Origin of the sequence: Bradyrhizobium sp. AS23.2 (genome assembly GCF_001908185.1) — a bacterium.
Classification (GTDB): Bacteria; Pseudomonadota; Alphaproteobacteria; order Rhizobiales; family Xanthobacteraceae; genus Bradyrhizobium.
Genome location: NZ_LGHM01000064.1, coordinates 1 through 12,885, shown reverse-complemented (window position 1 = coordinate 12,885; position 12,885 = coordinate 1). Strand labels below are relative to the sequence as shown.

Genomic DNA, 12,885 nt, shown 5'->3' with positions numbered 1-12,885 from the left:
TGCGTTGGAGGAAACGAAAAATGATTACACGGCGGACTTTTCTGGGAACGACCTTGACAGCGGCGATCGCTTCACCCGCCGTTGTCACGCGCGGGCTTGCGGCGGAGCAGGTTCGGCTGTGCACCGCGCTTTCACTCTCCGGCCCGTTCGCATCGGCCGGCCAACCAGCGGAAGCAGGCACCAGGCTTGCCGTCTCCGCGCTCGCCAAGGATTACGGCCTCGATGTCTCGCTCACCATGATCGACGATGAGGGAAATCCCGGCCGCGCCATTCCGAAGCTGATCGTGGCGTTGCAGCAGGGCGTCCGCTTCTTCTCCGGTGCGGTGCTCTCGAACGTGGGACTGCCGATGTCGGCGGAGGTCAGCAATGGCGGCGGCGTGTATGTCTCCAGCGTCGGCGCCGACGAGATCACGGGCTCGGCCTGCCGGCGCAGCACGTTCCGCTGGCCGGTGCCAAGCTATGGCGCGATGCGGCAGACAATCGTGCCGCTGATCGACAAGCACCCCGAGACGAAGCGCTGGTACACGATCACGCCGAAATACGTGTTCGGCGAAGCGATGCTGCGCGAGGCGCAGAACATCTTCAAGGAACGCAACATCGAGCATGTCGGCAACAGCTATCACTCGATGACCGAGACCGAGTTCTCCGGCTATCTCACCAACGCCGCAGCAGCGCAGGCCGATGTGCTGGCGATCCTGAATTTCGGTCCGCAGAGCACCAACACGCTGCGCCAGGCCGCGGATTTCGGGCTCAAGCAGAAGATGAAGATCCTGCTGGCCTGGAGTGCGGGCACGGAGCAGTACGCGGAGATCGGCAGCGATGTGCTGGAGGACGTCTATGTCGGCGCGCAGTACGACGCGGCGATCGACAGCCCCGGCAACCGCCGCGTGGTGGAGCTGTTCCGCAAAAACCTCAACGTCACGCCATCCTACGCGATGGTGAACGGCTACGTCACCGCCATGCTGCTGATGGAGGGCATCAAGGCCGCCGGCAGCACCGATCCCGCACAGGTGATCAAGGCGCTGGAGGGCCGGAAGTACGAGGGGCCGACCGGAGACGAGGAACTGCGCGCGTTCGACCACCAGTGCATCAAGAATTACTACCTCTTGCGCGGCAAAGCGCCCACCAAGAAGAAGGACAAGGACGACTACGTCGACATCATAAGCTTCGGAAAGTCCTTCCCGGACGCGCAGCACTCCGATTGCAAGATGACCTGAGCCTCGATGACCTGAGCCCTATCGTCCACGTCCGGACCGGAGAGCGCCCGACATGTCCGTTAACCTGCTGCTGACCCAGATCGTCAACGGTCTGGGCATCGGAATGATCTACTTCATGATCGCGATCGGTCTCTCGATCATCTTTGGCATCATGCACTTCATCAACATCGCGCATGGGGCCTTCTACCTGGTCGGGGCTTATCTGTGTTACGCGCTGGTGAGCGCCACCGGCAATTTCTGGCTGGCGCTAGCGCTTGCGCCACTGGCCGTCGGCGTCGTGGCATGGCTCGCCGAACCCGGCGTGCGGCGCCTCTACGACCTGCCGGCAAGTTTGCAGATCCTGGCGACGCTCGGGCTCGCCTTGGTCATCCAGGAAGCCGTGATCCTGATCTTCGACCCTCTCGGCAAGAACGTCGCTGCGCCGGCAGGCCTGCGCGGCGCGGCCTTCTTCGGCTCTTTCGTCTATCCGAAATACCGGCTCTTTGTGATCGTGTTCACGGCGGCGGTAGCGGCGGTGCTGTGGTTCCTGCTGGAACGTACCCGCTACGGCGCGGTACTGCGTGCCGGAACCGAATCGATGCAGACTGTCGAACTCCTCGGCATCGACATCAGCCGCATCTTCTCGCTCACCTTCGCCGTCGGCGCTGCCCTCACAGCGCTGTCGGGAGTGCTGGCCGCACCGATCCGCGGCGTCGAGCCGTTCATGGGCGTCGAAGCGCTATCGATCGCCTTCGTCATCGTCGTCATTGGCGGTATCGGGAGCTTCACCGGCGCGCTGGCAGGCGGGTTGCTGATCGGCGTCGTGCAGAGCGTCATGACGACCTTCTGGGCCGCCGGCGCCAACATCATGATCTATGTGGCCATGGCACTCATCATTCTCGTGCGGCCGCACGGCCTGCTCGGGCGGGCCTGAGACGATGGCGCGCTTCAAGTCGTCCGCCTGGGGACTAGCCGTCGCCATCGCGCTGGTCGCGCTAGTGTTGCCGCTGATGCTGCCCTCATACGCGCTTGCCACCGAATGCCTGATCTTTGCGATGGCCGCGCTCGGCTGCAACCTGCTGCTTGGCCGTCTCGGACTCCTGTCGTTTGGGCAGGCCATCTTCTTCGGCGCCGGAGCCTATTGCGTCGGCATCCTGTCGCTGCGCTTCGGTACTGGGATCGTGGCTGGCCTTCTCGCCGCAACTGCGGTCTCCGCGCTGCTCGCAGTGGCGATCGGATGGCTCGCCACCCAGCGCACCGGCGTCTACCTGATCATGCTGACTCTTGCGCTGTCGCAGATGTTCTTCTTCCTCTGCTACGCCGCGCCCGACGTCACCGGCGGCGACAACGGGCTCATGAATATTCCAAGGCCGAACCTCGCGTTTGGCGGACATGAACTGCTGTCGCTGGCGTCGCCGTTCGCTTTCTACGTCTTCGTAGCGACGATCTGCACGGTCGCATTCTATCTCATGGCCCGGCTGATCGCCTCGCCGTTCGGCGCGACGCTCGAAGCCATACGCGACAACGAGGATCGCGCGGTCGCGATCGGCTACGACACGCGGCTCTACAAGGTGATCGCCTTCGTCGCAGCCGGTGCGGTGACCGGGCTCGCCGGCGGACTCTATGCGCTGGCGCTGAAGTTCGTGCCGCTGGCCAATGTCGATCTCGCGATGAGCGAACGTATCATCGTGATGACGATTCTCGGCGGCACCAATGCGCTCTTCGGATCGATGCTCGGCAGCATCGCCGTGGTGGTCCTGAGCTACGTGCTTTCGGATATCTGGGCGCGCTGGCAGATCATTCTCGGCGCGCTGCTGGTTGCTGTTGCGCTCTATTTGCGCGGCGGGCTCGCCTCGCTGCTCGACAAGGCTGTGGCGCGCGCCAACGAGGGAGCCCGGCCATGACGCATTCGCTGCCGGCCACGCAGGGCCCGCCGCTCGCCGTTTCGGGGATCGAGAAGCGGTTCGACGGCTTTCAGGCGCTAAAGGGCGTCTCGTTCACCATTGAGGACCGGGGCGTCTACGCCTTCATCGGTCCGAACGGCGCCGGCAAGACCACGCTGTTCAACTGCATCGCCGGCCGCATCCGACCGTCCGCGGGCGAGGTGCGTGTCGCCGGCCGCGACATCACGCGGCTGCCGTCGCACCGGCGTGTGCATGCAGGTCTCGCGCGCTCGTTCCAGATCACCAACCTGTTCGCCAGCCTAAGCGTCCACGAGAACGTGCGCCTCGCGGTGCAGGCGCATTCTCCACGGCGCGTCGTCAACATGTGGCGCGGGCGCGACACGCTCACCGACGTCGGGGCCAGGACCGACACGCTGCTGGCGCGGCTGATGCTGACCGACAAGCAGGCGATCCCGGCGGGGCTTCTGTCGCACGGCGAGCAGCGACGGCTCGAGATCGCCATGGCGCTCGCCGGCGATCCGCGTGTTCTGCTGCTCGATGAGCCGACGTCGGGCATGGGCATCGACGACATCGATATCATGACCGGCCTGATCGCCGAGTTCGGCAAGAGCATGGCGGTGGTGCTGATCGAGCACAATGTCCGCCTCGTGATGAAGATCAGCCGCTCGATCACCGTTCTACACCGCGGGGCCATCCTGCGCTCCGGCCTGCCGGAGGCGATCGCCGCCGATCCGCAGGTGCGGGCCGCCTATCTCGGAGCCGCCGCATGATGCTCACCATCGACGGTCTCAATGCTTATTACGGCAAGAGCCACGTGCTGCAGGGCGTTTCGCTGACCGTCGACGAAGGGGAAATCGTCTGCCTGCTTGGACGTAACGGGGCCGGCAAGACCACGACGCTGAAAAGCATCGTCGGCGCGGTACCGACCCGCACGGGAAGGATCAGCTTCGGGGACCGCCGGATCGAGACACTGCGCACCTATGAGATCGCGCGGCTTGGCGTTGCGCTAGTGCCGGAGCAGCGCGGCATTTTCGGGCTACTGACGGTCGAGGAAAATCTCGCAATCGCGGCGCGGACCGCCTCCCAGTGGAATCTGGCGGCGATCTACCGGATGTTCCCGCGGCTCGAGGAGCGCCGCCGCAACCGCGGCACCGCGCTCTCCGGCGGCGAGCAGCAAATGCTGGCGATCGCGCGGGCGCTGATCGGCGGCCCGCGGCTCCTGCTGCTCGATGAACCGACCGAGGGGTTGGCCCCGGTGATCGTAGAGGAGCTGATGACCATCGTCGGCGAGGTGCGCCGCGCTGGAGTCTCCGTGCTGCTGGTCGAGCAGAACCTGAAATTCTGCGAGGCACTTGCCGACCGCCACTACATTCTCGACCAGGGATCAATCGTGTTCACGAGCGATCGCGCGGGTTTTGTTAGCGCCCACGCGGAGCGCGAGCGCTATCTCGCGGTGGCGGCTTATTGAATCAGTTCAACAGCGGAGGTAACGACATGCAGAACGAATTGTGGGGCTGGTCGGCAGTCGATCTCGCGCACGCCATCGCCACCCGCGCGATCTCGAGCCGGGAGGCCGTGCAGTCGAGCCTCGAGCGCATCGCGAAAGTCAATCCGGCGCTGAACGCCGTGGTCGAGGTGCTCACCGACGAAGCGCTTGCGGCAGCGGACGCGGCGGACGCCGCGGTGAAGGCCGGCGCCGAGCTCGGACCGCTGCACGGCGTGCCTGTCACGACGAAGGTCAATGTCGACCAGCGCGGCTGCGCCACCACCAACGGCGTCGTCGCGTTTCGCAACGTCATCGCCACCGAGGACAGCCCGGTGGTCGCGAATCTCCGAAAGGCAGGCGCAGTCATAGTCGGCCGCACCAACACGCCCGCCTTCTCTCATCGCTGGTTCACCGAGAACGACCTGCACGGTACGACCCATAATCCCTGGAGCAGGCGGCTGACGCCGGGCGGCTCGAGCGGCGGTGCGGCCTCCGCGATCGCCGCTGGAATGGGCGCAATCGCCCATGGCAACGATTTCGGCGGCTCGATCCGCTATCCTGCCTATGCCTGCGGCGTCGCGGGTTTGCGACCGACGCCGGGGCGGATTCCCGCCTTCAACCCATCGGCGACTGCTGATCGGCCGATCACCGCACAACTGATGTCAGTACAGGGACCGCTAGCCCGAAGCATCGCCGATCTGCGCGCGGCCCTGGCGGCGATGGCGCAGCCCGACATGCGCGACGGCAACTGGATGCCGGTGCCCCTGCAAGGATCGCCGCTCAAGCGCCCGATCGGAGTGGCGATCGCACCTGCTCCGTTTGGCGACGAAGCGCCGGAGGTGAGCGCCGCCGTGAGCCTCGCCGGCCGCTGGCTCACCGATGCCGGCTTCGCAGTGGAAGAGACCTCGCCGCCGCGGCTCGCCGAGGCCGCCGACCTCTGGCATCGCCTGGTCATCAACGAGGAGCGGCGGACGCTCGCCCCCGCGATCCGCAAATTCGGCGATGCCAAGAGCCGCTACAATCTCGATTGCCACATCGCCTACGCGCCAGAACTCGACGGCGACCAGGTGCTGGCGTGCTTCGAACAGCGGCTTTCGATCGTGCGGGCCTGGCAATTGTTTCAGGAGCGCTATCCGATCATCATCCTGCCGGTTTCAGCGCAACTGCCGTTCCGCTTCGACCAGGACCAGGAGGACGCGGCCACGGTGCGTGCGGTGCTCGACGCGCAGCGGCCCTTGCTTGCCGTTCCCGCGCTCGGCTTCCCGTCGGTGGTGGTGCCCACAGGGGCCGCCGGCAGCGCGCCGGTCGGCGTGCAGGTCATCGCCGGCCGCTTCCGTGAGGACGTATGCCTTGCGGCCGCCGAGGTGATCGAGGCGCGCGCACCGACGCTGACGCCGATCGATCCGAAGGAATGAGATCAGCCCGGCAGCGGTGCGGTAGGGCCGACAAGATCGCTCCGTCCGGCGGCTGCCGCGCATGCGCTACGATTTGATGACCGAAGCAAAAGGGAGAGAAACGTGACAAAGACTCCGATCTGGCAGTGGTCCGCCGTGGAAACCGCTGCGGCAATCAGGAAACGTGAGGTCTCGTCCGAGGAGGTCACCCGCACGCATCTCGATCACATGCACGAGACCAACCCCGGGCTCAACGCAGTGGTGGTCGATCTCGGCGCCGAGGCGCTGACCGCGGCACAGGCCGCAGACGAGGCTCTGGCCAAAAGCAACGGCGGCGACATTGGACCGCTGCACGGCGTGCCCGTCACGATCAAGATCAACATCGACGTCGAGGGCCAGGCCAATTCGAACGGCGTCGTCGACTTCAAGGACAACATCGCGCCGGGCGATTCCCCCGTCACCGCCAATCTCAGGAAGGCCGGCGCGATCATCATCGGCCTGACCAACACGCCCGAATTCTCGTTGCGCGGCTTCACTGACAACCCCTTGCACGGACTGACGCGCAATCCATGGAATCCGGAGGTGACTTGCGGCGGCTCCTCTGGCGGCGCCGGCGCGTCGATCGCCGCCGGCATCGGCGCAATCGCGCATGGCAACGATATCGGCGGCTCGCTGCGCTGGCCCGCGCACTGCAACGGCATCGCCACCATCAAGCCGACCCAGGGGCGCATTCCCGCCTTCAACCCGAGCGCCACCGCGGAACGACCGCTGATGGCACAGTTCATGTCATCGCAGGGACCGCTGGCGCGCGAAGTGCGGGACGTGCGTCTGGGCCTCGAGGTCATGGCGCAGCGCGACGCCCGCGATCCCTGGTGGGTGCCGGCGCCGCTGACCGGGCCCAAGCCGGCGGGACCGATCAAGGTGGCGGTCGCCAAGATCCCTGATGACATGGTGACCGATCCCGCCGTGATCGCCTTGCAACGCAAGGCCGCGGACCATCTCGCCGACGCCGGCTACGCGGTGAGCGAGGTGGAGGTGCCCGACCTCAACGCCGTCTGGCAGCTCTGGTGCAACCTGATCATGACCGAGGTCGCCGTCCTTCAGAAGGAGCAGATGCTGGCGACGGCGAGCGCCGACTTCCAGAAGACGCTCCACGACTTCCTGGGCCTCTCGACCCAGCTCGACCAGGCCGGCTACATGAAGGCGATCGCCGGACGGTCCCGCCATATCCGGAATTGGATGATGTTCCTGGAGAGCTACCAGCTGGTGCTGACGCCGACGACCGTACGGCCGACGCCGGAGGCCAATGCCGACCTCGCCGGCGGCGAGCGCGTGAAGCAATTGTTCTGGAACGATCTCCGCTTCATCTCCGCCATGAACGTGCTGGGCTTGCCGGCGGCCGTGGTCCCGGTCGGACTTCACAACGGCCTGCCCGTCGGAGTCCAGATCGTCGGCTCGCGCTATCGCGAGGATCTGTGCCTTGATGCGGCGGAGGCGATCGAACGGGAGGCGGGAGTGCTGGTCCGGCAACTGTGGGATCGGCGCTGACCCGTCGCCGCCCTGAACCGGGGATCGGGCCGATGCGCCTCGCGCGCGGGTGCCGCCCGCTCCCCGGCGCCACGTCTTCTTGATTCTTTCCACGGGCGTTCGCCGCTTCAATGAGTTCAACCGCAAGGGCGACGGCGAACGCAAGGACGCCTCCGAAATCGTCGAATACGACATTCCGGCAATCATCGATCGCGCCTTGTTCGATGAAGTCCAGGCCCTTCATTGGGCCGTCTCCTTGGCGACGTCGCAACCGCCTTCCGAAAGTGGTCGCCACGCCTCCTCAGGAGGAATTGTCGCGATCACCTTTTCACAATCCCACGGTCCCGCGGATTCCTTGGGCGATTTGACCTGCACGAGGTACATGTCGCGCAGCACCTGACCATCCTCGCGAATACGCGCATTCCGGGTCATGAAATCGTTGACCGGTAGTTTGCGCATGGCCGTAGCCACGGCATCCGCGCCGTGGGTTCCGGCGGCCTGCACCGCTTTCAGATAGTGCATCACCGCGCTGTAGACCCCCCGCCTGGATCATGGTCGGCGCCTGTCCGCGCCGCCGCTCCATGAAGCGCTTGCCGAAAGACCGCGTCGCATCGCTTTGGGTCCACGAGAACGAGGTCGCATAGATGATGCCCTGGGCGGCCTGAAGCCCGAGCGAGTGCACGTCGGTGATCAGCATGAGCAGAGCGGCGATGTGCTGATCGGCCGTCCGCCCGATGCCGAACTCGGCCGCCTGCTTGAGACTGTTGACGGTGTCGCCCCCCGCATTGGCGAGTGCAATCACCTTCGCCTTGGAATTTTGGGCTTGAAGAAGAAACGAGGACAGGTCGGATGCGCCGAGCGGATGGCGGACGGCACCCAGGACTTTGCCGCCCGCCTTGGTGACGAAGCCCGAGGCATCGCGTTCCAGCGCGTGCCCAAAGGCGTAATCGGCGGTCAGGAAGAACCAGCTATCATCCTTCTGCTTCAGCAACGCCTTGGTCACCGCCGACGCCTCCGCATAGGTATTGTAGGTAAAGTGGAAACCGTATGGCGAGCACTGCTTGCCGGTGAGGTCCGAACTGCCCGGCCCCGATATCAGGAAAATGCGTTTCTTATCGCGGGCGATGCCCTGAATCGCGAGCGCGGTTGCCGAGTTTCCGCCGTCGGCGATTGCATCCACACCGCCCTCATCGAACCAACGCCGCACGAGGATAGCGGCGATGTCAGGCTTGTTCTGGTGGTCGGCAGCAACGATTTCAATTTTCTTGCCGAGCACGGTCGGGCCGAAATCTTCGACGGCAAGCCTTGCCGCCTCGACCGAGCCTTCGCCGCCGAGATCGGAATAGAGCCCCGACATATCGTTTATGACGCCCACCCGGACGACGTCGCCGGACACCTTGTTGCCGGCTTGATGACCGTCTTGGCCCGCCGCCTCGTTCGCCGCGAGGAGGCCTGCAACGCTCATAAGCGCGGCGGCGATCGTCAGATAAATCCCTGTTTTCACACAGCGTCCTTTCGTGTTGGTTCGCAGCCGTGGTCAAGCATCCAACAGGCCCGCGACCCGCACGATAGATAACGGCCCGTTGGCGAGGACGAGATCGATGGCTTCCTGCTCCCAGACCTCGCATACCGGGGCCAGCGGATCGCAGCTGGTCAACCGATGTTCGAGCACGAAGCGCGCGAACAGCGCGCGCCGCGCATCGACCCCGGACTGGCTTCCCTCCCAAGCCAGCAACACGGCCGACGTCGCGTGATAGAGCGCGCTCGCCGCAAGCCGCGCAGCCGGTTCGGATTGGGGTTCGGCAGCCACGCGTTCCGCCAACGCGATCGCCCGGTCGAGGGCAAGACCGAGACGGCTTCGGAAATCCGACGGCAAGGTTTTCGCATCGTCGAGGCGGCGCTTCATCATGGCGGCCAGCGCCTTATGCGCTCCACTCTTGCCCACCGCCCGCGAGATGATATCGATCGCGTTGATATTGCTGGTGCCTTCCCAGAGCACACCGATATGAGCGTCACGGATCAGCCGCGCGTGCACCCATTCCTCGATGTAGCCGTTGCCGCCACGCACCTCCATCGAGCCCGTCGCCACCGGGATATTGTCGCGGCAGACGCGAAACTTCAGCAGCGGGGTCAGAATGCGTACCACATCCTGTGCCTTAGCCGATCCGGCGTTCGCCTCATCCATCGCGCTCGCCGCCAGCATCACCATCGACAGCGCCTGCTCGGTCGGCACCATGAGCTTCATGAGCTGGCGTCGCAGCAGCGGATAGGCGACGATGGATTGTCCGAAAGCGACCCGCTCCCGCGCGCATGCCATCGCTTCGTTGACGCAGCGGCGCATCATCGCTGCGGCGCGAACGCCATGCGAGAGACGCGACAGGTTCACCTGCTCCATCATCTGCTTGAGACCGCGATCCGGCTCACCGACAAGGTAGGCGACCGCCCCTTCCAGCTGGATCTCGCCGCTCGCCATTGACCGGGTGCCGAGCTTGTCCTTGAGGCGCACGATCCGATAGCTGTTGCGGCGACCGTCCTTCAGACGGCGAGGCAGAGCGAACAGCGCAAGCCCTTTGGTTCCGGCCGGTGCGCCCTCGGGACGGGCGAGCAACAACGCCACATCGGCGTCGGCATGCGAACAAAACCATTTGTCGCCGGTGAGACGCCAGACGTCACCGTCGCGCTTTGCAACCGTTTCGATCGCGCCGACATCGGAACCGCCCGCCCGCTCCGTCATGAACTGGGTGCCCTTCCAGAGCACCGCCATGTCGTCCGAGAGCATCCGCGGCAGAAGATAGTCCTTGAGTTCGGCGCTGGCGAATTTTCGGATCAGATGGATCGACGTGTCGGTCACACTGATCGGACACATCAGTCCGAATTCGGCCTGCACGAACAGATACTGGAAAGCGTATTTTGCCACCGAAGGCAGCGGCCCTTCCATGCCGAGCACGCCACCGCGATGGCTCATGGCGTGAAATTGAAAATCGCGAAACGCAATCTCCTCCATGTCGCGGTAAGCGGGATGATAATCGATCCAGTCCTCGTTGCGACCGAAGCGATCGCGAGCATGGAGAATCGGCGGATTTTTGTCGGCGACCCGCGCGAGTTGATCGAGCTCTCCGCCAGCCAGTTCGCCGAGGCGCAGAAAGTGCGGCTCGAGCCGCAGATGGTCGTCGCGCGACAGATAGAGCCTGAGAAGATCCCGCACGCCGCGGTCCGTCTCGTAGAAGTTGAGGCCAGCACAATCCGGCGCGACGTGCCGCGCGGGATCAATGAGCGCATCATCAGACGACTTCGCTTTGCCTGCAGCGTCGGCATGGTGGCGATGGACCTGGTTCCCGTGCATGGCTTTCCTCCCCGCCTCGCTGCGTCGTTCGGTGCGCAGCAGAGCATGACCGAGATTTTGCGCACCGCGGTAAAGAGCGAGTTCGGGCGGCGCGATTTCAGAATTTCGAAGTGGCGGTGTCCTGTCCAGTGAGGAAGCGCAATTGGCAAAATAATTCAGATATATGGAAGAAAAGCATGCCCAGCGCAGATGGGCACCTATTGCGTGCGCCGACGTGTCGCCGCAAACAAGTCACAAGATCAATTGCTTAGCGTCCGTTGCTGCCGCGGGGCTGCCCGCGCCCTGGAACCGGCCTCATCAGCCATTGACGATGGCATAAGTCGCAGCCCACACTCTTATTCAAGCTAGGCGCCGTGTGCTCATGTTGCGGCGCACTCCGTTGGCAAAAAAGCGAAATATCAATCGCTCGAGACAGGACTGCCGGGATGAAGGGAGCCCGCTTGGATGCGCGGATGCCGCCGCGCCGCGGACGACGGCCGATCGTCGCCGAACGAATCTCGACGGGCGTGGGCGACCCTTCGGTAACGGTGATCGAGGCCAATCGCTATGACGGCTCATTCCGCACCGCCGATGGCGAGCCGGAGCCGTCCGTCATCAAGTCGGCGCACCGCGTGCTGCGCATCTTCGAATACTTCGCCGAAATCCAGCGACCAGCATCGATGACCGAGATCGCGCGGCGGCTGAACTATCCCGCGTCGAGTACCTCGGCGCTGCTCAAATGCCTCGTCGAACTCGGTTACCTCGATAGTGATCGGCATGCGCGGACCTATGTTCCGACGGCGCGGATATCGCTACTCGGCGGCTGGAATCGCGACCGCGTATTGCCGCGCGGAAACCTGGAGACGATCACGCGCGAACTACATGAAGCGACGCGACTAACGACCTTCGTCGTGAGTCGTAACCAACTCTGCAGCCAATACATCTACGTATTGCAGGGGACAACTCCAGTCCGCTACTATCTTGAGCCCGGCGGGCTGCGGTTGCTGACACGCTCGACGCCCGGCCGCGTCCTGCTGAGCCTGATGAGCGACGACGAAGTCCAGCGCATCGTTCTCAGAATAAATGCGGAAGAACTTTCTTCAACGCCGCCCATGAAATTCGCGGAACTCAAGCCGGCGCTCGCGACGATCCGCCAGCAGGGATTTGCTTACACGCGCAACAGCGGAACACCCGGACTCAGTACGATTGCGATGCAATTGACCGTATTGGGTCATGCGTCGCCGCTCGCGATCGCCGTCGCGGGATCGAGTGCAATTGTCGAGATTGAGGCGAAGTCCATCATCGGCAAGATGCGTGACTTGATTGAGAGTCAGGCGCCCGGTGTTCTCCCGCCATTCGACATTGATGCCCAGTTCTTTGAAACCTGACTGCGGAGCCGCAGACAGCAACTATCGCACCGGCCCCTTCAGGAAAGGAAAATAAATGTTAAAGCCGGGCAATTGCGCGCGCTTCAAACCTCAAACGACAATACGGAAGGTAACCGCACCCTTTGCGTGAACGTGCTGGGTCTGCGTATCCGACACTTCCACATCTACCCAGAACATTTCTTGATCTTGGTAGATCACCTGCGCGCACGCTTCGAGGTCCATGGCCGGCACTGGCCCGAAGAATTGCACTTGTAGCGATGGCGTCGATGCCTTGAACGGACCGACGCCCGTGACGGACCACGAGGCCATCGCACCGGCGGTATCCAAGAGGGAGGTCAGTGCTCCCTCATGGGCTTGGCCATCCGCTGTCCCGTTGGCCGGTTGCCAGCGCATAGTCATGAAACTCTGCCCTCTGTCCTGATAGAGCAATTTAATGCCCCGCTTGCTGATGTAGGCATTGCGATCTACTTGCTCGCGCATCGGTGCCGCGCCTTCGCGTGGAACTTCAAAAGTGCGCCGAGGCCGCCGGATCAGTGATTCCGATCCCTTGCGCAGGTTTCCGACGGCCTACTCGAGAAGACCCCCCATCCCGAAGACGGACGGCGGGTGCAACTTGCCCTCACCCAGCACGGAGCGAGCCTGCTGATTCGCCTTGCCGCCTTGCAACG

At 64.1% G+C, this 12,885-nt stretch carries 10 protein-coding genes and 1 pseudogene; 8 read left to right on the top strand and 3 right to left on the bottom strand.

All coding sequences use genetic code 11. The features are described from left to right. Positions 1-53 precede the first annotated feature (53 nt). From AC630_RS15185 to AC630_RS15155, 7 genes are all read left to right on the top strand, one after another. The gene (locus tag AC630_RS15185) at positions 54-1,217 is read left to right on the top strand and encodes an ABC transporter substrate-binding protein (RefSeq protein ID WP_245330404.1); all 1,164 of its coding nucleotides are present in this window, start codon (positions 54-56) and stop codon (positions 1,215-1,217) included. A 52-nt stretch (positions 1,218-1,269) separates the two neighbouring features. Then, complete coding sequence (locus tag AC630_RS15180; RefSeq protein WP_074119313.1) at positions 1,270-2,130, top strand: branched-chain amino acid ABC transporter permease; 861 nt, start codon at positions 1,270-1,272, stop codon at positions 2,128-2,130. Positions 2,131-2,134: 4 nt separating this feature from the next. Further along, positions 2,135-3,100, top strand: a complete 966-nt coding sequence (locus AC630_RS15175) for a branched-chain amino acid ABC transporter permease (RefSeq protein ID WP_074119312.1) — start codon at positions 2,135-2,137, stop codon at positions 3,098-3,100. Further along, on the top strand, positions 3,097-3,870 hold the full coding sequence (locus tag AC630_RS15170) for an ABC transporter ATP-binding protein (protein ID WP_074119311.1): 774 nt from the start codon (positions 3,097-3,099) through the stop codon (positions 3,868-3,870). The genes AC630_RS15175 and AC630_RS15170 overlap by 4 nt, the downstream gene beginning before the upstream one ends. Beyond that, a complete protein-coding gene (locus tag AC630_RS15165) occupies positions 3,870-4,568 on the top strand; it encodes an ABC transporter ATP-binding protein (protein ID WP_074119341.1) in 699 nt (232 codons plus the stop codon). The genes AC630_RS15170 and AC630_RS15165 overlap by 1 nt, the downstream gene beginning before the upstream one ends. A 26-nt stretch (positions 4,569-4,594) precedes the next feature. Next, entirely contained in the window at positions 4,595-6,001 is a 1,407-nt protein-coding gene (locus AC630_RS15160; RefSeq protein ID WP_074119310.1) for an amidase family protein, read from the top strand. A gap of 102 nt (positions 6,002-6,103) precedes the next feature. Continuing rightward, on the top strand, positions 6,104-7,528 hold the full coding sequence (locus tag AC630_RS15155; protein ID WP_074119309.1) for an amidase family protein: 1,425 nt from the start codon (positions 6,104-6,106) through the stop codon (positions 7,526-7,528). Between the two features lie 219 nt (positions 7,529-7,747). Here the strand turns inward: AC630_RS15155 and AC630_RS48305 are convergent. Both AC630_RS48305 and AC630_RS15145 read right to left on the bottom strand, forming a co-directional pair. Next, positions 7,748-8,972 (bottom strand): annotated as a pseudogene (locus AC630_RS48305) (ABC transporter substrate-binding protein). Positions 8,973-9,044: 72 nt separating this feature from the next. Continuing rightward, on the bottom strand, positions 9,045-10,850 hold the full coding sequence (locus AC630_RS15145) for an acyl-CoA dehydrogenase family protein (protein WP_083636272.1): 1,806 nt from the start codon (positions 10,848-10,850) through the stop codon (positions 9,045-9,047). Between the two features lie 425 nt (positions 10,851-11,275). Here AC630_RS15145 and AC630_RS15140 point away from each other — a divergent pair, with 425 nt between their 5' ends. Next, the gene (locus AC630_RS15140; RefSeq protein WP_074119308.1) at positions 11,276-12,217 is read left to right on the top strand and encodes an IclR family transcriptional regulator; all 942 of its coding nucleotides are present in this window, start codon (positions 11,276-11,278) and stop codon (positions 12,215-12,217) included. 90 nt (positions 12,218-12,307) lie between these two features. Here AC630_RS15140 and AC630_RS15135 read toward each other — a convergent pair whose 3' ends face one another. Then, positions 12,308-12,697: a PaaI family thioesterase gene (locus AC630_RS15135; RefSeq protein ID WP_074119307.1), complete on the bottom strand. Its 390-nt coding sequence runs from the start codon at positions 12,695-12,697 to the stop codon at positions 12,308-12,310. Positions 12,698-12,885: the final 188 nt, after the last annotated feature.

What these genes read in the sequence shown, in the direction of transcription:
- AC630_RS15180 (WP_074119313.1), top strand. Translation starts at nt 1,270, where the DNA reads ATGTCCGTTAACCTGCTGCTGACCCAGATCGTCAACGGTCTGGGCATC.
- AC630_RS15175 (WP_074119312.1), top strand. Translation starts at nt 2,135, where the DNA reads ATGGCGCGCTTCAAGTCGTCCGCCTGGGGACTAGCCGTCGCCATCGCG.
- AC630_RS15170 (WP_074119311.1), top strand. Translation starts at nt 3,097, where the DNA reads ATGACGCATTCGCTGCCGGCCACGCAGGGCCCGCCGCTCGCCGTTTCG.
- AC630_RS15165 (WP_074119341.1), top strand. Translation starts at nt 3,870, where the DNA reads ATGCTCACCATCGACGGTCTCAATGCTTATTACGGCAAGAGCCACGTG.
- AC630_RS15160 (WP_074119310.1), top strand. Translation starts at nt 4,595, where the DNA reads ATGCAGAACGAATTGTGGGGCTGGTCGGCAGTCGATCTCGCGCACGCC.
- AC630_RS15145 (WP_083636272.1), bottom strand. Translation starts at nt 10,850, where the DNA reads ATGCACGGGAACCAGGTCCATCGCCACCATGCCGACGCTGCAGGCAAA.
- AC630_RS15140 (WP_074119308.1), top strand. Translation starts at nt 11,276, where the DNA reads ATGAAGGGAGCCCGCTTGGATGCGCGGATGCCGCCGCGCCGCGGACGA.
- AC630_RS15135 (WP_074119307.1), bottom strand. Translation starts at nt 12,697, where the DNA reads ATGCGCGAGCAAGTAGATCGCAATGCCTACATCAGCAAGCGGGGCATT.